Here is a 25117-nt window from a genome sequence, read left to right on the forward strand (position 1 = left end):
CAACGGTTTCATATATTACCACACCGCCCAGCCTTTGTCAAGAACTTTTTTCGACTTTTTTCAAAGTTTTTTGTCCTTGCTCGGCTTGCTGACTTCTGTGCCCTGTTCTCGCGGACAGCTTCGACATAATACCACGTCCTTTTCTCTTTGTCAAGCATTTTTTTGAAATTTCTCAAATTTTTTCCATACCTCCTTTTCCCCCTCTCCTCCCGGAAAAAGTCCACTTCTCAAAGACATTTGGCCGCAAGATTTTCTCTTGCAGAACGGCACCTCTTATGGTACCCTATATAATATAAGAATTAAATTTACAGGAGGGATAGCATATGCCTATTAAAATCCCCGACTCTCTGCCCGCCAGAGCCACGTTGGAGGGGGAAAACATCTTTGTTATGACAGAATATCGGGCCATTCACCAGGATATGCGTCCGCTGAATCTGGTCATCCTCAATTTGATGCCCACTAAGATCGTCACCGAGACGCAGCTGCTGCGAAAGTTGTCCAACTCTCCTCTTCAGGTTCAGGTAGAGCTGCTGCAAATGGCCAGCCACACCTCTCAGAACACCGACGCCAGCCATCTCTCCTCCTTTTATACCACCTTTGACCGGATCAAAGACCGAAAATTCGACGGCATGATTATCACCGGGGCCCCAGTGGAAAACTACGACTTCACCGATGTGGACTACTGGCCTGAGCTGTGTACCATTATGGACTGGACCACGACCCATGTCCACTCCACCCTTCATGTGTGTTGGGGTGCCCAGGCGGGCCTTTTCCACCACTATGGCATTCCCAAGTACTCTCTGGACCGCAAGCTCTTCGGCGTTTTCCCCCATACCGCCCTGAAAAAGCAATCCCCTCTGTTCCGAGGCTTCGACGACGTCTTTTACGTCCCTCACTCCCGGCACACTGAGAACCATGCAGAGGACATTCAAAGGGTCCCCGGCCTGGAGCTGCTGGCTGTGTCGGAGGAGGCCGGGGTCTTTGCGGTGAAGAGCGAGGATAACCGCCGATTTTTCATCACCGGCCACCCGGAGTACGACCCGGATACCTTGGCCCGGGAGTACTTCCGGGATGTAGAGCGAAATCTGCCCATTGATATCCCTAAGCACTACTTTCCCGGCGATGACCCCGCCCAGGCCCCTGTGGTCCGCTGGCGTTCTGCCGGTCAGCTGTTTTACACCAACTGGCTCAACTACTACGTATATCAGACCACTCCCTACGATATCACCCAAATCTAAACGCAAAAACCGGGGCGGCCCTCGCAAATGGGCTCGCCCCAGTCTTACACTATTGTACCAGCCGCCGTTTCAGGTCGGTAAGAAACTCCCTGGTGATACTGTTGAGCTGGACCCCCGCCGGGTGAATATAGCCAAACTCCAGCAGCCCCCGGCAGTCCTCAATGGGGATGGACACCACCTGGTAGGAGGACTGCTGGATGGTAAAATCCTGAATGCCAATGGAGTAGAAATCGGTATTTGCCAGCAGATGGAGCAGAGAAGCGCGGGCAACAATATAGACCATTTTGGGATTGACGCTAAGATTAAACTGGGACCCCTGGGAGAAGAGCTCATAATTAAAGTCCTCAAACTGTCCCTCGTAGCGGACAAAGCCGTATCCGGACAGGGATTCCAGCGTCACTTCCTCACCCTCCAGCAGAAGAGGATGTTCCTTGGAAATCAGTATGTGCGGCGTCATGCGGGCCAAGGGGCGGTAGGCCAGCTGGCGCTCCCGGAGCAGAGCCATCATGTTTTTTCGCTGGCCCTGTCCAAAATGGAGAACCCCCACATCTGTGCGGTGATTATACACATCCTCCATCACATCAATGGGATCCCCCTCCTGGAGGCGGTGGGCATAGGCGGGCAGATCTTTGTGCTGGAGCACGGTCTGGATAAAGCTCTCCATGATATGGGAGTACTTGGTCATTGAGACAGACAGGGAGACATCCTTCAGATTTCCGGCGTCCGGATGACTGAAGATGCCCCCCAGTTCCACCATGACCCGCTGGGCCCGCCGCTGGAACTCGATCCCCTCCGGTGTAAGAGTTACCCCGTGGTTGGACCGGGTGAAAAGCGGAACCCCCACACTTTGCTCCAGATCCCGAATAATTTTTCCCAGATGCGGCTGGGAAATGAACAGCGCCTGGGCCGCCCGGTTGATGGACCCCATCTGCGCTACTGTGATAAAATACTCCAGATGCTTCAGGTTCATAACCCGCGCCCTCCTTCTGTGTATTTTCCTTCAAGCGTGTTGGTATTTTCACTTTAGCGTATTGTATCACACTTTGTGCAAAATGAATATATTCTCTGTTAAAGCTATTTGAGATATTAGGTATATGAAACAGGTACTATCCAGCGCCCGCCTGTTGTGCTATAATATATACAAAGTTCAGGGGCAGGAGCTGGAGTTGTCAGTTCAAATTGTTGAAAGCGACCGGTTTTCGCCCCTGCGGCGTGATATCGAGAAACAGGAAAAGGAGTGTATACTATGGATGAGGTCCTGCTGAGGCAGGCATTGGAATTTGGAAAACCCTATACCGGAAAGGGTGAGGTGGCCAGCTACATCCCTGAACTGAGCAAAGCGGATGGACGGGAGCTGGGCATATGTGTCAAAACCATTGACGGAGAGGAACTGCACTGTGGCTACTGGCAGCGTCGGTTTACCATCCAGAGCATCTCCAAGGCGATTAATCTGGCGATGGCGCTGGAGCACCACGGCTTTGACGCGGTATTCCTCAAAACCAATATGGAGCCCTCCGGCGCCTCCTTCAACGCTATGTCCCGCATCTCTGACAGCGAGGACATCCCCTTCAATCCCCTGGTCAACTCGGGGGCCATTGCCATTGTGGAGCTGTTGGTCCCTCTGGGGCTGGAATATATGCTGTCCGCCGTCCGAGGTCTGTGTGGAGACAAGTACATTACCGTGGACGAGGACGTATTCCATTCCGAGTGGTCCCACAGCGCCCGCAACCGCTCCCTAGCTTACCTGCTTCAGAGCAAGGGCTTGATCAACGGGGACGTGGACGAGACCCTGCGGCTGTATACCCAGCTGTGCTCTCTCAGCGTAACGGCGGAGAGTCTGGCCAACCTGGGACAGCTGCTGGCAAACGGCGGCGTCCAGCCGGAAACCGGACGCAGACTTTTAAAGGAGGAGGTGGTACGAACGACCCTGACCATGATGCTGACCTGCGGTATGTACGACGGAAGCGGCGAGTTTGCCGTGCGGGTGGGTCTTCCCAGCAAGAGCGGCGTGGGAGGCGGCATCCTGTCCGTGGTTCCAGGTGAGATGGGCATTGGTGTATACGGCCCCAGTCTGGACCGCAAGGGCAACAGCGTGGCGGGGCAGAAGGTGCTGGAGTATATTTCCCGCCGGGAGAAGCTCCACATCCTGGATCGATATGCCCAACGTACGGTCCCCACAGAACAAAATTAAAAGAAGAGAGAGGGAAAATCATGGAATTGTTTTCTACCATAATCGGCACACTCAGTAACTGGATGTACAGCTATATCCTGATTATCATGCTGCTGGGCGTAGGTCTGTATTTTACCTTCCGAAGCAAATTCATTCAGCTGAGGCTGCTGGTTGAATCTGTCCGGGTGGTCAGTGAGAAACCCAAGGATGAAAACTCTGTCTCCGCGTTCCAGGCCCTGATGGTCTCCACCGCCAGCCGCGTGGGTACCGGCAACATCGTGGGCGTGGCCAACGCCATCGCCCTCGGCGGCTACGGCGCTGTGTTCTGGATGTGGATCACCGCTCTGGTGGGCGGCGCCTCCTCCTTTGTAGAGAGCACCCTGGCTCAGATCTACAAGAAGAAGGACCCCACCGGCGGCAGCTACGGCGGCCCCGCTTACTACATCGAGGCGGCGCTGCACAGCCGTGCTCTGGGCGTGATCTTTGCGGTGCTCCTCATCGCCACCTACGCTGGCGGCTTTAATATGGCGGCCTCCTTCAACCTGATTACCAGCTTCACCAGCTACGAGTTCTACAACGACTCTATTCCCATGATCGGCGGCGCCCTGCTGGCTATCCTGGTGGGTGTGTGTATCTTCGGCGGCGGCAAGCGCATCGTCAAAGTCACCGGCGTCATGGTCCCCGTAATGGGCGTCATCTACATCCTCCTGTCCCTTGTAGTGGTGGTCCTGAATGTCGGCCAGGTCCCCATGGTCATCGGCAAGATCTTCTCCGAGGCCTTCAATTTCCGGGCTATCTTCGGCGGCTTCGCCGGTTCCGCTATGATGCAGGGCATTAAGCGCGGCCTGTACTCCAACGAGGCCGGTGTGGGCTCCGCTCCCAACGCCGCCGCCGCGGCCGACGTGTCCCACCCCGCCAAGCAGGGCCTGGTCCAGATGCTGTCCGTGTTCATCGACACTATCCTGATTTGTACCGCCACCGCCCTTATGGCTCTGTGTACCGGCATCACTCCCTCCGGGGAGCTGACTGGCGCCCCCTTCGTACAGGCCTCCCTGGCCCGGACTTTCGGCGCTGTGGGCCCCTACTTCATCACCTTTGCTCTGCTGCTGTTCGCCTTCACGACCCTGCTGGGCAACCTGTACTACTGTGACGGCGCCCTGAACTACATTGCCGGCCACACTGTGAGCAAGACCACCAAGACCATCTTTAACATTGCCGCAATCGCCATCGTCTTTATCGGCGCTCAGCTGAACTTTGGTCTGATCTGGGATACCGCCGACGTGCTCATGGGCTTTATGGCCATCGTCAACCTGCCCGTTATCCTCATTCTGGGCAATACCGCTATGAAAGCGCTGAAGGACTATACCGACCAGCGCAGCCAGGGCAAGGACCCTGTCTTCAAGGCCTCCGCAATCGGCCTGAAGGAAAAGACCGATTTCTGGAACTGATCCAGAAACCACTCCATACACGCAGGACGTCCCAGATGGGGCGTCCTGATTTTTTGCTGCATACCCTGCCAGCCCCAACGGCTGCGGCACTCCGTCCGCCGCAGGGAAAAGCTGATTGAGTCCTCTCTGACCTTCTTTCCTGTTATAGGCAATATTGCCTATAACGTTTTATCTTTATTATAGTCAATAATAGAGATATGTAAAGGGGATGGAGGGATTTGTTTGATTTCTTATGCTCCACTCAAACGAACAATGGAACAGTGCAAGGCAACCACATATACCCTGCAAAAACATGGTGTCAGCAGCTCCTCTATCCGCAGAATAAAGGATGGAGATTCCATTTCCACCAACACCATTGATATTCTCTGCGAAATTCTGAATTGCAGTGTAAATGACATTATTGAATTTATTCCAAATAAAAAGGAGGACTGATTGACCATGCGGTCAGGTCAGCCCCTTTTCTTTCCCAGCAGCTCCATGATTCCAACCACAATCAAAAATGCGCCAAAGCATTTCCGCAACAGGCCCACCTCCATGGCTGTAGCGACCCAGGCGGCCAGGGCAGCGCAGAGCAGACCTCCGCTAATGGCCGGAAGGAGCACCTCCTTCTCAATACAGCCGTTCTTCACATGGGCAGGCAGGGCCATCAATCCGGCGGGGAGAAAATAGAGCAGATTGATCCCCTGGGCCAGCCGCTGGTCCACTCCTGCAAAGGCGGTCATATAGACCAGCAGCAGGGTCCCACCTCCCACGCCGAAGCCGGACAGGACCCCTGTGGCCGCCCCCACCGCCAGGGGCAGTATCCAGTCACTCATAAAAGACTCCTCACCCCTCCGTAAATCAGCAGCAGCCCGAAGGCCTGCTTCAGCCAGGACACTTTCATCCCTTTGAACCACCTTCCGCCGGCCCAGCCTCCCACAGCCCCGCCAATCAGGTAGGGCGCGGCTGCCATCAGGTCCAGCCCGCCCCGCAGAAAATAGATCCCCACCGACAGCGTACACAGGGGCAAAATCACAGCCACCGACGTGGCAAAGGCCCGGCGCTGGTCCAGCTCGCAGTACCCAGTCAGCAGAGGCACCAGCACCGACCCGCCCCCGCCGCCAAACAAACCATTGGCAATCCCCGCCAATCCCCCGGCAATGGCGTATTTCCATTTTGAGTGCAAAAAACCGCCCCCTCCAGGCTAGCTTTCCCGGAAGAGGGCGGTTTATGTGTTAACTTCTCTTTCCTGCTCCATGCTGGTACAAGCAATCAGAAGGAATCAAAGCCTCCGTTACTCCGCCAGCTTATCCAGCAGAGTGGCCAGCTCCTCCAGCTTGGCGTCGGGGTCGCCGGAGGAGACGGCCTCCCGCACACAGCAGTCCATGTGTCCCCGGAGGACCATACGGTTGGCCTTTTTCAGAATGGACTGGGCGGCCATGATCTGGCTGGAGACCTCCAGACAGTACCGGTCCTCCTCCACCATCTTCAAAATGCCGTCGATCTGGCCCCGGGCGGTCTTCAGCAGCCGGGTCACCTGGGCGTGGTCGGCCTTCACTGGACGGACTCCACCTCATAGCCCGCCTGGGTCACGGCGTCGGTGAGGACCTGGTTGTCCACGTCCTTACTGAGGGTCAGGACTGCGGACTTGCCCTCCAGGCTCATCTCCACGGCGGAAACCCCGTCAATGGCGGCCAGGGCTTTCTCAACCCGTCCGGTGCAGTGGGTACACATCATACCCTCGATCATCATGGTCTTTTTCATGGTTTTGTTTCCTCCTTGATTTGTGTTATCCTTCAACTCCAGAGGGCAGGCGCCATCGCAGGCGGGAGCCGCTGGAGCTTCAGACTGGTACTTACTCTTGAAAAAACGCAGGTGCAGGGCGTTGGTCACCACCGTGACCGAGCTGAGACTCATGGCGGCGGCGGCAAACATGGGATTAAGCTGCCAGTTCAGCGCCGCGTAGAACACGCCGGCGGCCAGGGGAATCCCTAGCGAGTTGTAGAAAAAGGCCCAGAACAGGTTCTGCTTGATGTTCCGGATGGTGGCCCGGGACAGCTCCACGGCGGCGGCTACGTCTAGCAGGTCGGACTTCATCAGCACAATATCGGCGGACTCAATGGCCACGTCGGTGCCCGCCCCAATGGCCAGCCCCACCTCCGCCCGGGCCAGGGCGGGGGCGTCGTTGATGCCGTCTCCCACCATGGCCACCTTCTTCCCCTCCTGCTGGAGGGCGGCAATTTTCCGCTCCTTGTCCTGGGGCAGCACCTCGGCGATCACCTGGGTGACCCCCAGCTCCCTGCCAATGGCCTCGGCGGTGCGCCGGTTGTCGCCGGTAAGCATGACCACATCCAGCCCCAGTTCCTGGAAGGCGGCCACTGCATCCTTGCTGGAAGGCTTTGGCGTGTCGGCCACGGCGATAATACCTAGTAATTCTCGCTCCGGTTGGTCCGCAAAGTATAGGGGCGTCTTGCCCTGAGCCGCCAGCTCATCCGCTTTCGCGGCCCATTCGCCCAGGTCGATGCCCTCTTCCTCCATCATAGCTCGGTTGCCGCCGAACTGGACGTGATCCCCCAGCTCCGCCCGGACGCCCCGCCCGTGGATGGCCTCAAAGTCCTTGACCTGGACCAGCTGGTGTTGGATCTTCCGCCGCTCCGCCTCCTCCACAATGGCGGCGGCCAGGGGGTGTTCGGAGGGCTTCTCCAGGCAGTAGGCAATCCAGAGCAGGTCCTCCTCCTTGACTCCAGGAGCGCCAACGGGAAGGATATCCGTGACCACCGGCCTGCCCTGGGTTAGGGTGCCCGTCTTGTCCAGGACAATGGTGTTCACGGTGTGGAGGGTCTCCAGGGCCTCGGCAGATTTAATGAGAATGCCGTTCTCCGCCCCCTTGCCGGTGCCCACCATAATGGCCACAGGGGTTGCCAGACCCAATGCACAGGGGCAGGAGATGACCAGCACAGCAACTCCGGCGGTGAGGGCCTGAGTTGCGCTGTGGCCGGTGACCAGCCAGGCAGCGGCGGCCACCAGGGCAATGGCCATTACCACCGGCACAAAGACCCCTGCCACCTTGTCGGCCAGCTTGGCAATAGGGGCTTTGGACGCGGAGGCCTCCTCCACCAGCCGGATCATCTGGGCCAGAGTTGTATCCTCCCCAACCCGGCTGGCCTCAAAGGTGAAGAAGCCCGACTTGTTGATGGATGCGGCGGCCACCTTGTCCCCTATGCCCTTATCCACAGGAATGGACTCGCCGGTGAGGGCGGACTCATCCACGGCAGACTGGCCCTCTACAATCACGCCGTCTACGGGGATGGACTGGCCGGGGCGTACCACAACCCGGTCCCCCACCTGGACCTCCTCCACCGGGATTTCGGTCTCCACGCCCTCCCGGAGGACAGTGGCCGTTTTGGGAGCCAGGTCCATCAGGCGGGTGATCGCCTCGCCGGTTTTGCCCTTGGAACGAGTCTCCAGAAATTTGCCCATGGTAATCAGGGTCAGAATCATACCGGCAGATTCAAAATACAGGTCCATGTGGTATTTTGCCACCAATTCCATATCTCCGTGGCCCAAGCCATAGCCCATTTGGTAAATGGCAAAGACGCCATAGACAACGGCAGCGGAGGAGCCCACCGCAATCAGGCTGTCCATGTTGGGCGCTCGATTCCAGAGAGTTTTAAATCCCACCTTATAATACTTATCGTTGAGATACATAACAGGCAGCGTGAGCAGCAGCTGGGTCAGCCCAAAGGCCACCGCATTCTCATGTCCCAGCAAAAAGCTGGGCAGAGGCGCACCCATCATGTGGCCCATGGAGATATAGAACAGGGGAATGAGGAACACAAAGGACCAGATCATCCGCCCCTTCATGGAGGCCAGCTCCTGGGCCATCGTATCCTCCTGGGGGGCGGTCTGAACCCTGGCCCCCACCTTTCTGGGCAGAGACGCCCCATATCCGGATCGTATTATCGCCGCAATAATATCCTCTGAGGACAGAATTTCTTCGTTAAACTCCGCCGTCATAGAGTTGGTCATCAAGCTAACGTCGGCTGCTTTTATCCCCTCCAGCTTGCGCACCGCTTTCTCCACGTGGGCGGAGCAGGCGGAACAGGTCATTCCAGTAATATTGAACTTCTGCTTGGTCATACCGCTTCACCTTACTTTCCAGTCTTTCCTTTTCGATACACCCCCCTGGGGTGGGGTATCTTGATTATAACCCAGAGCCCTTCTTCTGTCAAGGAGAAGTTTGGCCGTTTTACCACACTTTATACCCGTCTGTTCCTCACTGTCTTGAAAGCCAGTCCACTTTACAGCTCAGCTTCTCTGTTTTCCTTCCGCCCCAAATGCTGTAAAGTAGATTTACCTGTTATATTATCTCATAAAAAAACAGTGCAAGCACAAATGTTTACGGTTAGAGGGAAGTAATTTCAGATTAGGCGGTATAGCCCCGATTACAAGGGCTGTACCGTCTTTTTGAGTTCCTATGCGCCTTGCCGTTTCGGTTGCATGTCAGAAAGGAAATTGAGTTCACCCACAAAATTGAAAACAATATCTACTTTCTGTACCCGTTTCCCGTTCACCTTTTCCGGCGCATGGACTATGATTTTTTTGATAAATTCATTGACGATTGCGGGGGTAAGTTCTTTTATCCCCACATACTTGCGGATAATCGCGGCGAAGCTGTCAAAATCGCTCTTATTCTGTTCGTAAGTATCGACTTCCTGCTGGTCTGCCTTAACTTTTTCTTCCAGTTCCCGTTGTTCCGCTTCATACTCTGCGGACAGCTTCAAAAATCTGTCATGGCTGATTGCACCGCTTATGTCGTCCTCATAAATCCGCTTGAAGATACGGTCAAGTTCCGCTATCCGCTTCCTCGCCTGTCCGACTTCCCGCTTCCTGCGCTTCATTTCTTTTTCTGTTTCAGCGGAGCGTTGCTGATACATCATTTCATGGAAAGCCATGATGTCATCAAAGAAAAGGGCAGTCACATCAAATATTCTGCTCCATACTATCTGCTTTAACACTTCCTCGCGGATAAAATGAGCCGTACAGCTTCCCGTATTGCTCTTGTACTTTACACAGCGGTAATGGTCTTGTGAGCCATTAAAACTTTTACAAGTGGCAAAGTGTAATTTGCTCCCGCAATCCGCACAGTATACCAAGCCGGAGAACAAGCCCTGTCGGTCTGCTTTTGTTGGGCGGCGTTTGTTCGCCCTTAGTTCCTGCACTCGTTCAAAAACTGCGTCCTCCACAATCGCTTCATGGGTATTATAGAAAACCGCCTGCTGTTCCTTTGTGGTAGGAATCCGCTTTTTCAGCTTGTGGGATTTGGAATAGCTTTTGAAGTTCACCGTATGCCCGCAGTAGTCCATACGCTCCAAAATACCGACAATGGTACTATCCCTCCAGTCATAGGGATTTTCGGGAAGTGCTTTCCCCTTTTTCTTTGCGTAGTGGGCTTTGGCAGTCAGTACCTTATCTTCTTTGAGGATTTTTGCTATCTGCATAGGGCCTTTCCCACCGATACATAAATCAAAAATCCGTTTCACCACAGCGGCGGCTTCCTCGTCTACAATCCATTGCTTTTTGTCCGTAGGGCTTACTATGTAGCCATAGGGCGGCTTTGTCAGATGTTCCCCCGCCTGTCCCTGCGCCCTCTTGATTGCCCGTACCTTTTTGCTTGTATCTTTGGCGTAAAAATCGTTAGATAACCTCGCATAAAGAAGTACAGATTTACAGTTCAATATACCCGACAAAGTTGTAGTAGATTTTGATGTCCCGGTGGGTTTCTCCGGCGATTTCATACTTCTCGCCCACCTCGATGCGCTTAACCAAACGCAGGAGGGTAGGGCGATCCAGTTCCTCAAGCTGGGAGTAGTCCCGAATCAGGTTTAGCCATTCATCGGCGGCGCATTCGTCCTCCCTTTGAGCCTCCAATTGCGCTGTGAGCTGCGTCCGCTGTTCCAGCTTGCTCCTGCGTTCGTCCTCGTAGCGGTTCATCAGCTGGACGCACAGCGCCTCCGGCATGACGCCCTTCACCTTGTCCTCGTAAGCCGACACCACCAGCTTTTCCAGTTCCGCCAGCCGCTTGTCTACCGCCGCCAGCGTTGCTCGGAGTGCCTTTGTCTGCTCCAGACTGGCGGCGTTCTTTTGGGCGAGGATTTTCTCCTTGAGGGCGGCTGGGCTGTTCTGCGCCAGCATCGCCTTTGCGTGGATGTCTAGCAATAGCAGCTTCGTCAGCGTGTTGCAGTTGATATAGTGGGAGGAACAGGCGGCTTTTCCGCCGTAGCCGTAGCGGTTGCACATATACGCTTTGTAGCTTCCGTAATGCCCGTCTGCATGGCGTTTCCGGCTCCGATAGTCCTTCAGGATGCGCATGGACGATCCGCAATCCATACAGTAGAGAACGCCGGCGAATAAGGAGATTTCCCCATCGCTGCCGGAACGCCCCTTTGACGGATGATTGTCCAGCCTCTGAACGGCGTCCCAGACCTCCTGAGAGACCAGCGGCTCATGGGTATGCTCCACCTTAATCCAGTCCGCTTTCGGCTTGCTGACCTGCTTGTGGACCTTGTAGGAGACGGTGCCGGTTTTGTTCTGCACCATGTGACCCAGGTAGACCTCATTCCGCAAAATGGTCTTGACTGTCACATCGTTCCAATACGGCGTTTCGCCCCGCAGGTTCGGCCTGCCCTCCGCCATATAGTAGAAACCTCGCGGCGATGGTACACCCTCCTCATTGAGCGTTCGGGCGATTTTCCGAAAGGTATCGCCTTGCAAGCGCATATCGAAAATGCGGCGAACGATAGGTGCGGTCACAGGGTCAATCTCCAGAATGTGCTTGTCTGCCGGGGATTTTCGGTAGCCGATGGGAGCGTAACAGCCGATATACTTTCCGCTCTTGAAGGTGGACTGTTTCACCGCCCGGATTTTACTGCTGGTATCGCGTGCATAGAGGTCATTCATGACATTTTTCAGAATAACCAGCATCTCATTGTTTTTGTGAATGGTGTCCACTCCATCATTGAGAGCGATGAACCGGCAGCCCATACTCGGAAAAACGATGTCTGTATATCGACCCGCTTCGATATAATCTCTGCCCAGGCGACTGAGGTCCTTGCATAATATCAGATTGATTTTCCCCGCTCTGGCATCGGCAATCATCTGATTGAACATGGGACGGTCGAAGGTCGTACCCGAGACTCCGTCATCGCAGTAGGCGGCGTAGAAGTTCCAGCCCTGTTCCTGCACATACCGGCCAAGCATGATTTTTTGATTTTCGATGGACACAGACTCCCCGGTTCTTTCGTCATCACGACTGAGCCTGCAATAAATTCCAACATTGTAGTTTTCCTGCATCTTGATTTTTTTACCTCCCTGGACGCAGGCACATAGCATCTTGTTACCTGATGCCATTATACCCGCTTTATCGCTTTAAAGCAATATCTTTCGCGGCAGACACAGGAAATTTTTATGCTGTCTGCCGCTGGCTGCGCTCCAATTCTATCGTGTCCAGGACATCCCCCATCTCGGTCTTTTCGGAAAACCGGCTGATGAGGTGATAGGTCACCCCGTCCATTTCCACATCGAGGCCCAGGTTCAAAAATACGCTTCGGTGTCCTCCACACTCAAAGCCTGGGACCTCCCCAGCAACGGCGATTTCCACAGGATGATTTTCGATTTTCTTCAAGCGATACCTCCCATTCTCCGCAGAATATCTACGGCGTTGCCCAATGCGGAATAAAGAGCCTCGTTGTTTGGATTTATCATGCTGGCCTTTGCCGCCATGCGGATTTTCCGCAAAGCAGTCTCCACTTCCCGTGTTGTGTACCCGACCTGAATGGCACTGATCGCAAGGTTAGCGAGATAGACGCAATCGGTGCAGGCCAGCTTGTCCTGCGCCGCCATTCTGCCGAGCTGTTCCAGAATGCCGTCACGGGATTTCACGGTGACCGCTGTTCTGTCCTCCTGCCATAAAATCTCATTGTTTGGAATTTCGGTAGCCGCTACCGATAACAGGTGGACGCCCTCGTACATATACATCTTGTTCAGTGCCTGCCGCCTGCTGGGGGCGTATTCCCCGGTGATGCGGGCGTCCAGCTTCGGCCTGCCCCGCCTGCGCTCGGCTTTCTCCGTCTTGATTTTCTCCATTGTCCAGCCTCCTTTCAAAAACAAAAAACGCAGACACAACAAGACCGACCCCAGCAAAAACGCTGTGGTTCGGTCTATGTATCTGCGTGAAAAATATGTGCAGTATTCAGTTCCCCATTATGGTAGCACAAACAGGTGTTCCTGTCAATGCCTTTGGGAAAATTTTGTCGAGGGCTGGCGGACAGTACAGGCTTTCACTACTGGGCAAGCAGGGCGTTTGTATATACAAACGCTCAAACCTGCGATTTCCAGCGTTGCCGGAAACCGCAGGTTTTGCTTGTTGGGAAGCATCCCAAACCCTTTGAACAGCGTTTCACGCTGGCTGCGGCTCTGCAAGCCTGACGGACTTTTTTGAAAAACTGCCCTTTCCATTTACGAGGCAGTATGCGATTATGCTGGTAAGCCAACCTCGCCGTTTGCAAAAAATCTCTGCCGGAGACGGGAGGAAAAGCGCCGGAACGGTGCGCAGCCGCAGAATGGAATTCTGCGAAAAGGGGTTTGGGGGCAGGAGCCACCAACAAGCAAAAACGGACTTCCGGCGGTCACGCTGGAAGTCCGTTTTGAGTATTTGTGGGAACAAATACACTGCTTGCTACAATGGTGACACCCCCAAAAACGGGGGAGATGGCCGCCCTATGCAGCGGCCCACACCTAAGCTACAATGGGAGGGAACCGGACTGACGAGGCACTGCCTGAGCTGTCACGCTCGATTGCGCAAACTGTCAGCCGGCCCTCCCATTGCAGCGTTCGATTTGCGCAGGTTGAGGAGCGGACAACACCGCCCACTCGTGTCACACAGCAAGCTGAATCGGTGATGGGCAGCGGCGGGCGCCGGTTGAAACCATTTTGATTTGGGAGGTTTGCAAATGAACTATGAACCAATCACCGCTGTCGGCATTGATGTATCCAAGGGGAAAAGCACAGTCGCTGTACGCAGACCGGGCGGCGAAGTGGTGCTGACGCCGTTTTCTGTGGAGCATGACGCCGTCGGACTGTCCAGTCTGGTAAAAACACTGCGGAGCATCGGCGGGGACATCCGCATCGTCATGGAACATACGGGGATGTACTGGCGGCCCATCGCCTTGGCACTAAAGGAGGCTGGCTTCTTCGTCAGCGTTGTCAACGCCATGCTCATCCACGATTTCAGCGACAACTCTCTGCGCAAGGTCAAAACGGACAAGGCCGACTCCATGAAGATCGCCAACTATGCCCTGTCCTTCTGGGCGGAGCTGCGGGACTACTCGCCAGAGGACGAGACCCGGCAGATGCTGAAAATGCAGAATCGTTTATACCTGCGCACTCAAAAATCCAGCGTGGTCCTCCGCAACGGCCTGATCTCTCTGCTGGATTAGGCGTTTCCCGGCGTCAATACGCTTTTTGACACCCAGCCCAGGCGTTCCAACGGCCATTTCAAGTGGGTGGATTTTGTGAAACGCTTCTGGCACAGGGACTGTGTGGCGGGCATTTCCCTCGCCGCTTTTTTGGACGCTTACCGCAAATGGTGTGCCAAATCAGGGTATCGCGTCTCTCAGTCTGACGCCGAAAAACTTCACACTGCCGCTCGAAATACTGTGGCTACATTCCCCAAGAACGACAGTACCAAGCTGCTGATCGCTCAGGCTGTGGACAGCCTGAACGCCGTCTATGATGCGCTGTATATCTTGCGGGGCGAGATGCTCCGTCTGGCTTCCCTGCTGCCGGAATTCGATATTGTCATGGCTATGCAGGGTGCAGGCGAGGTCACCGGGCCGCAGCTTATGGCGGAGATTGGCGATGTGCGCCGGTTCACCCACAAGGGCGCTCTGGTAGCCTTCGCGGGCATGGACGCGCCGCCTTTCCAGTCCGGCACATTCGACTCCAAGTCCCGCCGCATCTCCAAGCGCGGTTCCCCCAATCTGCGAAAGACCCTGTTTATGGTCGCCAGCACAATCCTCCAGCACTCTGACCCGGCCAATCCCATATTTCAGTTCATGGATAAAAAGCGAGCCGAGGGCAAGCACTTTTATGTTTACATGGTGGCCGGCGCTGCCAAATTCCTGCGTATCTACTACGCCAGGGTGAAAGCACATCTGCTGGCCTTGGATGCTGAGGCAAGCACCGCCGCTTAACCGATAACATCAGCCCTGTTCAGCCGGTTTGCAAAAATCTCTCGCTGACCGGCTTGTTTTGTTATACTCATTTTCATGCCGCAAAAATTATGCTGACTTTTTTATTTTGGGGCTTGACACCTATTTGCAGGTTTGCCAAGTAGCGAAACCAGTTATATCATATTTTGTTTGAAAAGCAAAATATGAATACAGTGGCAGAAATATCTCAAAAGGTTCTTCCAAACCCAGAGGAAGCATGATAAAATATAAGAGAGTGTTTTCTGCCATATAAGGAGATGCTGTCTATGGATAAAACATGGTGCCTGCCCCATTTTGAAAGAATGGATACAGCCGAAAAAATGACACGGATGCAGACATTGGCGGAACGATACAGTCTGCTGTTCAAGGGCCTGCAAACCTTTTCCCGTTGGGGGCAGAGCTGCACCACCGGAGTTTTTGAGAAAGACGGTCGGGAGCTTGCCTTTGTCCCCGGCAACACCATTACACTGGGCTGGGAGCAATTCTCTGAGGGATTGGACGAAGATAATCTGGCGGAGTTGAACTATGTATTCGGGGAATACGAGTACGAGGGAACTCCAGAAGATTTCATTTGTAAGGATATGGCCCCGGTCCGTCAAGCCACGATCTCCCCCATGCTGGTGGGGCGGGAACTGGAGGAGATCGGCTGGGAGCCGGTTGATTTCCAGGACCCTCGGCTACTAGAACACCCGGACTGGCTGAAGGAATTTGAAGATCATAAGCGTTCCAAGATGTGGGGGCTTAATCTGGTGGGCCACGCCCGGTTTGATTACACAGACGGCCAGTGGAGGGCGTATCTCTACCATGATGTGACCTATCCCCAGTTGAAAGAACTGCTGCGCAAACAGGGCTTTTCGCTCCCCACTGCGGATGAATGGGCTTACCTCTGCGGCGGCGGATGCCGCACCCTGTTTCCTTGGGGGGACGGGCTGAAAAGCGATATGCACCTTCTCCACTTTGGAGCCCTGGAGGATAAGGACAAGCCCTATGATATGGAAGAACCGAATTTCTTCGGCCTCTCCATTGCCTATGACCCCTATATGCGGGAGGTCGTGGAGGCGGACACCCTCACCACCTGCGGCGGGGACGGAGGCTGTAATATTTGCGGAGGTATGGGGCCGCTGGTGGGCTTTCTCCCCTGTTCTCCTCACCGAAAGCCGGAGGTGCAGGAGGACAATATGCTGAATATTGACTACGATTTTTGCCGCCCTATTATACGGGTGGATGACTGCCGTTGACAATGGACATTAAACGGAAAAATAAAGAAAGAGAGATACAGATATGGGCGCTTGGGGCATAAAAGCATTAGAGAGCGACGAAGGGCTGGATGTGCTGAACATCCTTGAAAACGAATATGTGCCGGAGCATCCGGTGATGGATTTGGGCGAGGTCATCCAGCTGATGAAAGAGCAGACTATGCTGGGGGAGGAACTTTCACAGATTGATTTTCTCTTTGACAATACCGCCATGGCCTTGGCGGAGCTGTATTTCCAGTAGAAGGACCACGGCAGGTTTGACTACAACAGCGGAGAGAATGTCTGGAGGAAAGTTACCGGCTTTACCGCCGACAAGGATGCTCTTGCTTTCCTATTGCGGCAGCTCACCGACATCAAAAACGAGGTGCCGGACGAGGACGGTATTCGGGAGAGCGTGGAGCTTTGGAAGAATGAGGGCGGCGGAGAGATCGACCCCGCATGGTTGGAGCATTTGAATTGGCTGATTGGGCGGCTGGATTCGGAACAATCCGGGGAGGAACAGGAGATGGACATTTTACAGCAGTGCCAGAAGTGGCATGAGAACGATGAATACCAGAAAATCATTGATACACTGGAGGCCATTCCCGCCCAGGAGCGCACCCCAGAGATGGACAGCGAACTGGCCCGTGCCTATAACAATCTGGCGACTCCCGGCAAGCCGGATTATTCGGAACTGCTCAGAAAAGCCATCGCTCTGCTGAAACCCCATGAGGAATATTTTGCGGGGGACTATTTCTGGAACTACCGCATGGGTTATTCCTATTACTTCTTAGATCAGGAGGGCCGTGCCCTGCGGTACTTTGAAAAGGCGCTGGAGGCCCGCCCTGACGATGAGGACACCAAGGAGTTTATCAGTTGGTGCCAAAAAGGTATCTCCTGGCCTCAGTTTTCAGAGTGTTTCCGGGAGAGAACGGAAAATTGGTGGGAAACCTTTGCCGAACAGGAGGCAGAGCTGCGCCGGATGATGGATGAGGACAAGAACCTGGACCTCACCCGCGGCGCAGAGATTGCGGCCCAAATGGAGGAAATTCTGAACCTTGTCTTTGACGAGATTTCCTTTGAGATGGGCTTTAACGGGGAAAAATATGAGCTGATCCTCACCCCGGAGGGGGATAAGGTCAAGCTGTTTGAGCTGGTCTACTTTCAAAGACACGCCCCTGAAAAGGTACTGGAGCATTGGAACATCCTGGTAGGCCGTAAGCCAATCCGGAATATCGGCCTGCGGACCGATGATGGTTGGGATATTTCCGGGGAGGATGTGCAAATCTGGCTGGAGGAACAGGGCAAGAACAGCTTTGCCATCTCCGCCTACTGTGAAAAGCTGCTGCCTATGCTCCGGGAGGAAGAAGGGCGGGTGTGGTGGATGCTCACCACCCTCACCGACCAGGTGCTGGGTGAGATTCCCCATATGCGGTACATAGACAGTTTCGATGTGCTGGAGGAATCCAAGGCTGAACCGTCCATTCTCATGTCCCACTTGCCTGACAAACTGAAGGAAAGGGGACTGGACCTCTCCACCGACCCGGAGGCTTATCTGGAAAACTACACCGGCTACCGAATGGAACCGAAGGAGGACCCGGACGCCGACTGGCGGCTGGATGTGATGGTGGGGTCCACCTGCTGTGTCCCTCTTATCAACGGCTATATGTGCGCCGACAACGACTTCATGGATGAACTCCATGCAGATGGAACGGTAGCGGGCTTTTTCTGCTACCCTCTGGACACTCTGCGGCAGGAAGAAGGCAGCCAGAAGATTTTCGACTTCCGGGACAAGCTGGAGGAAACGCTTACCGCCGGAGACGGCCCGGAGATGCTCACCCTCACCGGCGGGGCCACCGGCCTCTATTTCGGTTATGTAGACTTTATCGCCTGGGATCTCCGGGCGGCACTCAAAATAGCCAGAGAGTTCTTTGAGGACAACGATATCCCCTGGGCCGTTTTCCACACCTTCCGCAGGGAAGCTGGTGCAATAACGCTCAAAGACGCAGATGTACCGGATGATGAGCCGAACACCGAGGTTCGGGAGGATGCGCAGAAGGAAGTTCTGTCTGGAATGGATCATATCCCTGATACCCCACAGGACACCGAGGCATTCTTCAAGCAACTAGAGCAATGGAACGATGTGGACGAGTATACCAAGTGCATCCAGGCAATCGAGGCCATTCCAAAGGAGCAGTGGGACTACCGCATGACATTTGCCTTGGTCCGTGCTCTGGAAAACTACGCTATCATCGGCGACCATGACCAGGGGACTCCAAAGTGGAAGGGCGACAAGGCCCTGCACAGGGCGATTGACCTGCTGGAGTCCGTCCGTGAAGAGGGTGCGGACAAGGCGGAGTGGAATATGCGCATGGCCTACGGCTATCAGTACCTCTATGCGCAGGAGGAAAGAGCCATCCCCTACGCCCAGCGGTGGGCGGAGCTGGACCCCAGTGACGAAAATGCCAGAATGGTGATCCAGGAGTGTCAGGATGAAATTGAGAAACGAAAGCAGCGGGAAGAAGGTGTGCCGGAGGGCCTGCTGCGGAGCATCGAAGAGTGGAATGATGCGGACGAGTATACCAAGTGCATTGAGGCAATCGAGGCCATCCCAGAGGGAGAGCGGGGCTATCAGCTGACCCTCCTACTGGGGCGAGCGTACAGCAATCTGGCCGTCCTGGGGGACCACCGGGAGTGCCAAGGTGAAGATGATGACGATGTGGACCAGGAGACCCTGGCCCGCGCCTTGGAAATCTTCGAGTCCATCTGGGAGGAAGGGCAGAACGACCCCTATTGGCACTCCCGTATCGCTTATGCCCTCTACATGGCAGAGAACCGGGAGGCCGAGGCGCTGGAGTACGCCAAGAAGTGGCTTGCCCTGGACCCGGAGAACAAAAATGCGCAGCAGCTGATAGACGACTGCGTGGACTACCTGCGGCAGGAGGACCAGCGAGAGCTGTTTGCTCACCTGGACCTATACGACAAGGCGGATATGGATACCATTGAGGCCCATATCGAAACCCATTTCGGCAAGTTTGACTGGATCATGCACGAAACGGTTCCGGGAGAATATGTCCATCTGGATATTTGCGTCATTCCGCCCAGAGAAGATCACAACTACTACACCCTTGTTACGATGGGAATGGGCGCTTACACCATGAACGCGCCGGAGAAGGACGAGGCCCGGGCGGAGCTGCTGATCAATTTGCCCCCAGACTGGAACCTGGATGAGGACGCCTGGGAGGACGAGCATTGGTTCTGGCCGGTGGGCATCCTGAAAGCCCTGGCCCGGTATCCTATGCTCCACAACACCTGGTTGGGCTGGGGGCATACCGTCTACGGTTCGGAGGACAGCCATGCCGACAACACCAAGCTCTGCGGCGTGGTGCTGCTGTCCCCCGGCGTATTTGGCGACCCCGCCTCGGTCTGTACCCTTCCCAACGGGGAGCCGGTAAACTTCTATCAGGTCATCCCCCTCTATCGGGAGGAAATCAAGTTTAAGCGGGAACACGATGTAGATAGGCTTTTGGAGAAATTCCCGGATGAACTGCTGGAAGTGATCGACCCGGCCCGCCCCAATGTCATCACCGACGCGGAGGCCATCGCCTATGACGACGCCCTGATGGACGAGGCAAAGACTCACCTTGCCGTCATCCGGGACAAGCAGCTCCCGGTGGAGGAGCTGGCCGCTTACAATCACATGGCGATCTATCTGCGCTGGTGCATGGAGCACGACCGGATGAGCAACCCCTTCCTAGCGGAGCATAAGGACGTTGTGGAGGCGGTAAAGGGCGGACAATTCTCCGATCTGCGTGTGTTCCTCCGGGACAGTGAGGACTTGCGGGGCAGGCTGCATTTGACCTGGTTCGACCGAGAGGGAACGGAGTTTGCTCGCTGGTATAGCTGGGGCAGCAAGGCCACTCCCTACAACTACAACAAAGACATTGCCGCCCACGCCAGAGCCTACTTCGGGGATGACCGGCACGGCGGTGAGGCTTACCTGTTTGTCCCCTGGGATGAGCGGTACTATCAGGAGATGGCGGAGATCATCAGCCGGCGGTTTGCCCAGTGGGAGGCGCTGGAGGAAAACCAGGAGCCGAGGAAAACGCTGTGTATCAGGCCGGAGGACATCAGGCCTCTGCTCCCGGATTGGAACGGTCCCCGCGGCTGCTTCGCCTCTGACCGCGTCATGGTGGACGGCTGCAAGGTCGGGGAGCTCTACCGCCTGGAGCCTGACCGGGGAGACGAGGGCTGGGACAGCGGCTGGAATTTCCTGGCTGGTGACGAGGATGAGGAATATTGTGATGACAGCCGGCATTTCAGCATCTATGACCTCAACACCCTCTGCAATCATGACCCCGATATTATCCCGCTGCTGGGTATGCCCTACGGCACATGGCTGGAACGGGGCGAGGACGGCCAGTTTTATGAGGCTGAGGACGAGGCCGGGGAGGATGAGGTAGAGGGGCTGGAGGAAAAGGCCAAGGAGTTTGTGAAGGACGTTTTGGCGGATGATACCAGCGAATATTACGGCATCGTGTCCTACTTTATGGAGTTTCACCGGGACGATCTGCCGGAGAATATGGTGAAAGCGCTGTTCCCGGTGGAGAACCCCTCCGCCCTCACCCTGACGGAGATGGCAGACTACCTTCAGCTCAAGCGTTTTGGCAGCTTCCTGGATGAAGAAACGGAGGAACAGAGATTCATTATGGACCTGACCTTTGACCCGGAAATCACCAATGAGCTGTTGGTGATTTATTTCAACGCGGACAGGCAAATCGTGAACATCTCCCACGAGAGCTGACGGCAGGAGGCTGACATAAATGGACAGTGAAAAAATTACAGCGTTCGTGCAGGAACATTGGAACATCATCCTGATCGTGGCCGGTGTGGTGCTGATCGTAGGGGCGGCTCTGAACTGGAACTGGCTGTGCGACCCCATCGGCGCGCCACAGTCCCACCGCTATGGCAGGAGCACCCGCAGGGTGATCTTCTTCTTGCTGGGCGGGGCGCTGGTGGTCGTGAGCGTTTGGAACATGGTACTGGCGGGGCGTTAGCACGATGATGAAAGGAGCATCATTATGGGACTTGATATTTACGCTGGCACAATGACTCGATACTATGCGCACAACTGGAAAACCGCCGTTCAGCAATGGGCAGAGGAACACGGATATACTTTTCAGCGTATTACTCCAAGCGGCGATGAAATCCCGGAAGATGAAAAAATGTCCCCCGCTGAAATTCAGGCGGATATTGAAAACTGGCAGCAACAGGTTTTGTCAGCGATCACCCAGCCGGGGCAAAAACCTTACACCCCATGGACGGAAAACAACGAAAAGCCTTATTATACCGACAAGCCGGACTGGGATGCCTTTGGCGCTATGCTGCTGGTCGCCGCCTGCCATGTTTATGGGGAACCTGTACCAGATACCATAGAGAAAGATTGGCAGTTTTTGGACTACCCTTTGATCGACCGGCTTTCAGAGGATACGGATAAGGTCTGGTCGCTGTTTCGAGGTGCATCCTGCTGGCTGCCGCTGCCGGACAGCTTTATGTTCCAGGGGCCGATGCCAACTGGCGATCAGACGATGATCGCTACCACAGCCGGACTCCGCAAGGAGCTGGAGCGGCTTAATCAAATGGCGTGGCAGGCGGATGAGGACATGATCCTCCAGTGGGAACAGACTGAGGGCTATCCGACAGATGGGACTGTTGGCGCAGACGGTGTGATAACAATGGGGGCTGAATGTATCCAGTACAACACACAGTCCCTGGCGAAATATGCGTTTTCCCTCTTTTATCAGGCGCTAAAGTTTGCTGAGGAAAATCAAGTGCCGATTCTACTGGATTACTGATGCCGGATTGCGCAAGAAAGGATACGACTTCCTGTGAAAGCAAAAGCTGGAGATGTTTTCACCATCTACAATCACTATTTGAACCGCTACACCGCCTGTCAAATCACGAAGGTGGAGCCGAACGGGAGCGCGGTCTGCCTCCCTCTGGATTGGTCCGGCCCGGAGCCGCTGGGAGCACATCAACTGGGAGGTCTAAAGCCTCTCTATAAGGACTTCATGTACTGGCCCAGATGTCTACGTCTGTGTAATGTAGCTGCGGAAGTGCCATCCCACTACATCTACGTTGGCAATCGCCCGTCCTTCTGCCAGGAAAGCAGCGATGTCTATGGCCCTTGGGATGATGGATATGAGGTATACCGCCAGCTCCAGTGGCAGGAGATTCCAGAGGGACAGCGCCGGGTATTCAAGTCAGCGATAGACAGCACAGAAACCGTTCAGCTGGCCGGGACTGAGGTGCGGGTAAATACCCGTCGTCTGCATGATAAATATGTCCCCTTCGGCCATGCGGAGGATTTGCGTTCCCTCCCCTGTCTGTCAGCACTGAACCTGGAATGCTGGCACCCAGGTCTTTTAGAATATCTGCGGACAAATCCATTTTTGACAGAACTCTCTTTCGCTGTCCCCGGATGCCAACAGCTTGACCTTCGGGGAAGTCATCTGAGCAAGCTGCTGATCGACCTGACAGATGTGGAGGAACTATGGCTGAATGAAGAAATGGAGCAGCTCTGTTTCCTGAATACCGGACCGGAACGATGCCGCATTCATGCCAAGGAGGAGGGGGCGCGTCTCATGTTCCAATTTCGCCGGAGTGTCCGGGCACACCCAGAACTGACTGGCCTGCACAGTCTGTATGGCATTGAGATCAACGAAATAGACTTACAGGAACTATCCTCTGACTACCCCCATCTGCGGGAGCTGCGCTTGTGGGGCAAGCCAGGGAATATCCGCAATTTCGCTGCCGTGGAGCAATTTCGAGAGCTGGAGGAATTTTCTACCTATGACCTGTTCGGTTTTACCGCACAGGAGATTCCCGGACCAGAACGGATGCCCCACCTCCGCTGGTTTTGGATGACAAGTCTGCCGGAGGACGCGGCAAAGGAGGCCAAAAAGCTCTATCAGAAAAAACGTGCGGAGGGCTTTGACTTGTGGATCACAAAACCCAGAAAAGCGGAGTGGCTGGCCCAAAACCTGGACAACCCCTTTCGCGGCTGGGACGGCGCAGAACATATCCCTGCCGCTGCCGCCCGGAAAGCGGCCAGCCAATACCGCAAGACCCGGAGTGAACTGCTGAAACTCTCTCAGGAACCGGGCCAGGATGTCCAGGAATACGCTCTGGCCGCTGTTGCCGCCTATACGCAGACCTTCAATAAGATGCGCTTTATTGAAACAGAGGAACGGGATGAGATTTCCACGGCGCTTTGGGGTATCCTGGATGCCCTGCCGGAGGGTGTTTTTCAGAAAAATGCTTTGCTGGAGGAATTTGAGAGACTGCGGAATTTTTAACGGAGCGTCAAGCATGAGACTGACCGAATATCAGAAAATTAACCTTAAAGGGGGAAACTGATGTGAACCAGGAACAAATGAATGCCGCTATGGAATCCCTGACCGAGTGGCTTGCTCACCCTGCGGAGCTGGGCAAGGCCCCAGCAAAAATCGAGTGTGCCGGGGAGTTTGATCTGCACGATCTGCACTACTACATTTTTAAGTACAAAAAGAGCCTGATGGGGAAATGGCTGCTGGGCGTCTGCGGCGGCTACGAGGGGGACGAGCTGGAGCACTGCGGCCATGTGTTCAGCGAGATGGAGAACTATGACCCGGCCACTGCCCAGGAAAAGGCCATTGCCTTGGTGGAAATGATGCGCTCCTACTGGATGGAGCAGGCCCAGCGAGCGGAAGAGCAAAAGGAGAACCCCGGCACCTTCGTCAATTATGTTCTCCTGAAAGAGGCCAAGTGGGACAGAGAGGCCCTTCTGCGGGACCTGAAAGAGACCTGGGGCATTGAGGATGAACCCGATGACGGCGGAGACGAGGACGGCGAAGATGAAGAAACCGATGAAGTGTTCGTTATCAGCTATCAGGAGGCTATGATCGCCGTATCCTTTATGCCTGCGCCCATTCCCAACGGCGAGGCGGAGGAGGCCGCGGCCAAAAACTTCATGTGGCCCAACGGGGCGGAACAGGTAAAAGGCCATGCGGCCCATCTTCTGATTGCCGTCATAGGCAAGGAGATTTCTCCCATTGAATGCGGCACATTCCTCACCAAGACAGTGACCTCCACCTGCAAGCAGGATGGGGTGCTTGGCATTTACACCGGCGAGGTGGTCTATGCCCCGGACTACTATCAGCATTTCTCTGGGATGCTGGAGGAAGATTTGTTTCCCATTTACAATCTGGTCTGGATCGGGCTTTACAATGGCAATAAGGGCCTTTGCGCCTACACCGACGGAATGCGGTACTTCGGCTATGATGAGATGGAGGTGCTGGACAGCCAGGCCGACGCCCAAACACTCCACGGTTTCCTCTCTGACATTGCCAACTATGTGATTACCGAAGATGTGGTTCTGCGTGACGGAGAAACCATTGGCTTTTCCGAGGAGCAAAAGCTGCCCATTACAAAGAGCAAGGGCGTTGCCGTAGAGGGGGACAGTTTGAAAATCGAATTTTAGGTTCTCTAAGCATTTTAATTCCCTTTGTACTGCTGTTTTTTCCAGAACAGCAACACAAGGGAATTAATTTTTTGATATTCGATTTTATAGGAGAAAATATCCTTGACAAATGGCGTCTTGGTTGCTTATGGAGTTGGATTCGCCTTGGAGCGTGTCCTCGTGCGACAATCTCGGATATAGGGCGGTAATCAGTTTTTGGGTGGTCTGTCTTGTCATGGTTTCCTCCATTTCCGACAGCCAGCCCCACTATTCCGT

General features: G+C 54.8%; 20 protein-coding genes and 3 pseudogenes. 13 read left to right on the forward strand and 10 right to left on the reverse strand.

The window, feature by feature from the left end:
* Nucleotides 1–323: 323 nt before the first annotated feature.
* Nucleotides 324–1238 carry a homoserine O-succinyltransferase gene (gene metA / locus D1646_RS07665; protein WP_160635912.1) on the forward strand — a complete coding sequence of 305 codons (915 nt, stop codon included), beginning with the start codon at nucleotides 324–326 and terminating at the stop codon, nucleotides 1236–1238.
* Between the two features lie 49 nt (nucleotides 1239–1287).
* On the opposite strand, the gene D1646_RS07670 is transcribed toward metA, so the two are convergent.
* Nucleotides 1288–2208 carry a LysR family transcriptional regulator gene (locus D1646_RS07670; protein ID WP_160635913.1) on the reverse strand — a complete coding sequence of 307 codons (921 nt, stop codon included), beginning with the start codon at nucleotides 2206–2208 and terminating at the stop codon, nucleotides 1288–1290.
* Nucleotides 2209–2484: 276 nt separating this feature from the next.
* Between D1646_RS07670 and glsA the strand changes: the two genes are divergently transcribed.
* The 3 genes from glsA (at nucleotide 2485) to D1646_RS07685 (ending at nucleotide 5288) form a co-directional block, all read left to right on the forward strand.
* Nucleotides 2485–3429, forward strand: coding sequence for a glutaminase A (gene glsA / locus D1646_RS07675; protein ID WP_160635914.1), 945 nt, complete (start codon nucleotides 2485–2487; stop codon nucleotides 3427–3429).
* 20 nt (nucleotides 3430–3449) lie between these two features.
* The gene (locus D1646_RS07680) at nucleotides 3450–4856 is read left to right on the forward strand and encodes an alanine/glycine:cation symporter family protein (RefSeq protein ID WP_160635915.1); all 1407 of its coding nucleotides are present in this window, start codon (nucleotides 3450–3452) and stop codon (nucleotides 4854–4856) included.
* 222 nt (nucleotides 4857–5078) lie between these two features.
* On the forward strand, nucleotides 5079–5288 hold the full coding sequence (locus D1646_RS07685; protein WP_160635916.1) for a helix-turn-helix domain-containing protein: 210 nt from the start codon (nucleotides 5079–5081) through the stop codon (nucleotides 5286–5288).
* A 17-nt stretch (nucleotides 5289–5305) separates the two neighbouring features.
* On the opposite strand, the gene D1646_RS07690 is transcribed toward D1646_RS07685, so the two are convergent.
* From D1646_RS07690 to D1646_RS07725, 8 genes are all read right to left on the reverse strand, one after another.
* Complete coding sequence (locus tag D1646_RS07690; RefSeq protein ID WP_160635917.1) at nucleotides 5306–5671, reverse strand: sulfite exporter TauE/SafE family protein; 366 nt, start codon at nucleotides 5669–5671, stop codon at nucleotides 5306–5308.
* Nucleotides 5668–6021 carry a sulfite exporter TauE/SafE family protein gene (locus D1646_RS07695; protein ID WP_160635918.1) on the reverse strand — a complete coding sequence of 118 codons (354 nt, stop codon included), beginning with the start codon at nucleotides 6019–6021 and terminating at the stop codon, nucleotides 5668–5670. The genes D1646_RS07690 and D1646_RS07695 overlap by 4 nt, the downstream gene beginning before the upstream one ends.
* Nucleotides 6022–6129: 108 nt before the next feature.
* Nucleotides 6130–6393 (reverse strand): metal-sensing transcriptional repressor, encoded by a 264-nt coding sequence (locus tag D1646_RS07700; protein ID WP_160635919.1) that lies wholly within the window; start codon nucleotides 6391–6393, stop codon nucleotides 6130–6132.
* The gene (locus D1646_RS07705) at nucleotides 6390–8975 is read right to left on the reverse strand and encodes a heavy metal translocating P-type ATPase (protein WP_160635920.1); all 2586 of its coding nucleotides are present in this window, start codon (nucleotides 8973–8975) and stop codon (nucleotides 6390–6392) included. The genes D1646_RS07700 and D1646_RS07705 overlap by 4 nt, the downstream gene beginning before the upstream one ends.
* A gap of 335 nt (nucleotides 8976–9310) precedes the next feature.
* Nucleotides 9311–10633, reverse strand: coding sequence for a DUF4368 domain-containing protein (locus D1646_RS07710; protein ID WP_243154072.1), 1323 nt, complete (start codon nucleotides 10631–10633; stop codon nucleotides 9311–9313).
* Nucleotides 10563–12188 carry a recombinase family protein gene (locus tag D1646_RS07715; protein WP_243154073.1) on the reverse strand — a complete coding sequence of 542 codons (1626 nt, stop codon included), beginning with the start codon at nucleotides 12186–12188 and terminating at the stop codon, nucleotides 10563–10565. Before D1646_RS07715 ends, D1646_RS07710 begins: the two co-directional genes overlap by 71 nt.
* 112 nt (nucleotides 12189–12300) lie before the next feature.
* Nucleotides 12301–12519, reverse strand: coding sequence for a hypothetical protein (locus D1646_RS07720; protein WP_160635921.1), 219 nt, complete (start codon nucleotides 12517–12519; stop codon nucleotides 12301–12303).
* Nucleotides 12516–12980, reverse strand: coding sequence for a hypothetical protein (locus tag D1646_RS07725; RefSeq protein ID WP_160635922.1), 465 nt, complete (start codon nucleotides 12978–12980; stop codon nucleotides 12516–12518). Before D1646_RS07725 ends, D1646_RS07720 begins: the two co-directional genes overlap by 4 nt.
* Before the next feature lie 881 nt (nucleotides 12981–13861).
* On the opposite strand from D1646_RS07725, the pseudogene D1646_RS07730 reads away from it, so the two are divergent.
* From D1646_RS07730 to D1646_RS23935, 9 genes and pseudogenes are all read left to right on the forward strand, one after another.
* Nucleotides 13862–15088, forward strand: a pseudogene (locus D1646_RS07730) (IS110 family transposase).
* 284 nt (nucleotides 15089–15372) lie between these two features.
* Nucleotides 15373–16344, forward strand: coding sequence for a hypothetical protein (locus tag D1646_RS07735; RefSeq protein WP_160635923.1), 972 nt, complete (start codon nucleotides 15373–15375; stop codon nucleotides 16342–16344).
* A 43-nt stretch (nucleotides 16345–16387) separates the two neighbouring features.
* A complete protein-coding gene (locus D1646_RS23145) occupies nucleotides 16388–16603 on the forward strand; it encodes a DUF4259 domain-containing protein (RefSeq protein WP_243154074.1) in 216 nt (71 codons plus the stop codon).
* A gap of 201 nt (nucleotides 16604–16804) precedes the next feature.
* Nucleotides 16805–18856: pseudogene (locus tag D1646_RS23925) on the forward strand (hypothetical protein); the annotation flags it as partial.
* A 531-nt stretch (nucleotides 18857–19387) separates the two neighbouring features.
* Nucleotides 19388–21145, forward strand: coding sequence for a DUF2185 domain-containing protein (locus D1646_RS23930; RefSeq protein WP_347565157.1), 1758 nt, complete (start codon nucleotides 19388–19390; stop codon nucleotides 21143–21145).
* Nucleotides 21146–21164: 19 nt separating this feature from the next.
* Nucleotides 21165–21398 carry a cytochrome D ubiquinol oxidase subunit II gene (locus D1646_RS07755; RefSeq protein ID WP_160635924.1) on the forward strand — a complete coding sequence of 78 codons (234 nt, stop codon included), beginning with the start codon at nucleotides 21165–21167 and terminating at the stop codon, nucleotides 21396–21398.
* A gap of 24 nt (nucleotides 21399–21422) precedes the next feature.
* Entirely contained in the window at nucleotides 21423–22196 is a 774-nt protein-coding gene (locus tag D1646_RS07760) for a hypothetical protein (protein WP_160635925.1), read from the forward strand.
* A 33-nt stretch (nucleotides 22197–22229) separates the two neighbouring features.
* Entirely contained in the window at nucleotides 22230–23699 is a 1470-nt protein-coding gene (locus tag D1646_RS07765; RefSeq protein ID WP_160635926.1) for a hypothetical protein, read from the forward strand.
* 62 nt (nucleotides 23700–23761) lie between these two features.
* Nucleotides 23762–24862, forward strand: coding sequence for a DUF4261 domain-containing protein (locus tag D1646_RS23935; protein WP_201754589.1), 1101 nt, complete (start codon nucleotides 23762–23764; stop codon nucleotides 24860–24862).
* Between the two features lie 117 nt (nucleotides 24863–24979).
* Here the strand turns inward: D1646_RS23935 and D1646_RS23155 are convergent.
* A pseudogene (locus tag D1646_RS23155) lies at nucleotides 24980–25078 on the reverse strand (recombinase); the annotation flags it as partial.
* Nucleotides 25079–25117: the final 39 nt, after the last annotated feature.

Source organism: Pseudoflavonifractor sp. 60, from assembly GCF_009911645.1.
GTDB lineage: Bacteria > Bacillota > Clostridia > Oscillospirales > Oscillospiraceae > Lawsonibacter.

Bases quoted from the DNA above. Each gene is read 5' to 3' on its own strand.
- metA (WP_160635912.1), top strand. From the start codon at position 324: ATGCCTATTAAAATCCCCGACTCTCTGCCCGCCAGAGCCACGTTGGAG.
- D1646_RS07670 (WP_160635913.1), bottom strand. From the start codon at position 2,208: ATGAACCTGAAGCATCTGGAGTATTTTATCACAGTAGCGCAGATGGGG.
- glsA (WP_160635914.1), top strand. From the start codon at position 2,485: ATGGATGAGGTCCTGCTGAGGCAGGCATTGGAATTTGGAAAACCCTAT.
- D1646_RS07680 (WP_160635915.1), top strand. From the start codon at position 3,450: ATGGAATTGTTTTCTACCATAATCGGCACACTCAGTAACTGGATGTAC.
- D1646_RS07690 (WP_160635917.1), bottom strand. From the start codon at position 5,671: ATGAGTGACTGGATACTGCCCCTGGCGGTGGGGGCGGCCACAGGGGTC.
- D1646_RS07705 (WP_160635920.1), bottom strand. From the start codon at position 8,975: ATGACCAAGCAGAAGTTCAATATTACTGGAATGACCTGTTCCGCCTGC.
- D1646_RS07710 (WP_243154072.1), bottom strand. From the start codon at position 10,633: ATGAAATCGCCGGAGAAACCCACCGGGACATCAAAATCTACTACAACT.
- D1646_RS07715 (WP_243154073.1), bottom strand. From the start codon at position 12,188: ATGCAGGAAAACTACAATGTTGGAATTTATTGCAGGCTCAGTCGTGAT.
- D1646_RS07725 (WP_160635922.1), bottom strand. From the start codon at position 12,980: ATGGAGAAAATCAAGACGGAGAAAGCCGAGCGCAGGCGGGGCAGGCCG.
- D1646_RS07735 (WP_160635923.1), top strand. From the start codon at position 15,373: ATGGATAAAACATGGTGCCTGCCCCATTTTGAAAGAATGGATACAGCC.
- D1646_RS23145 (WP_243154074.1), top strand. From the start codon at position 16,388: ATGGGCGCTTGGGGCATAAAAGCATTAGAGAGCGACGAAGGGCTGGAT.
- D1646_RS23930 (WP_347565157.1), top strand. From the start codon at position 19,388: ATGCACGAAACGGTTCCGGGAGAATATGTCCATCTGGATATTTGCGTC.
- D1646_RS07755 (WP_160635924.1), top strand. From the start codon at position 21,165: ATGGACAGTGAAAAAATTACAGCGTTCGTGCAGGAACATTGGAACATC.
- D1646_RS07760 (WP_160635925.1), top strand. From the start codon at position 21,423: ATGGGACTTGATATTTACGCTGGCACAATGACTCGATACTATGCGCAC.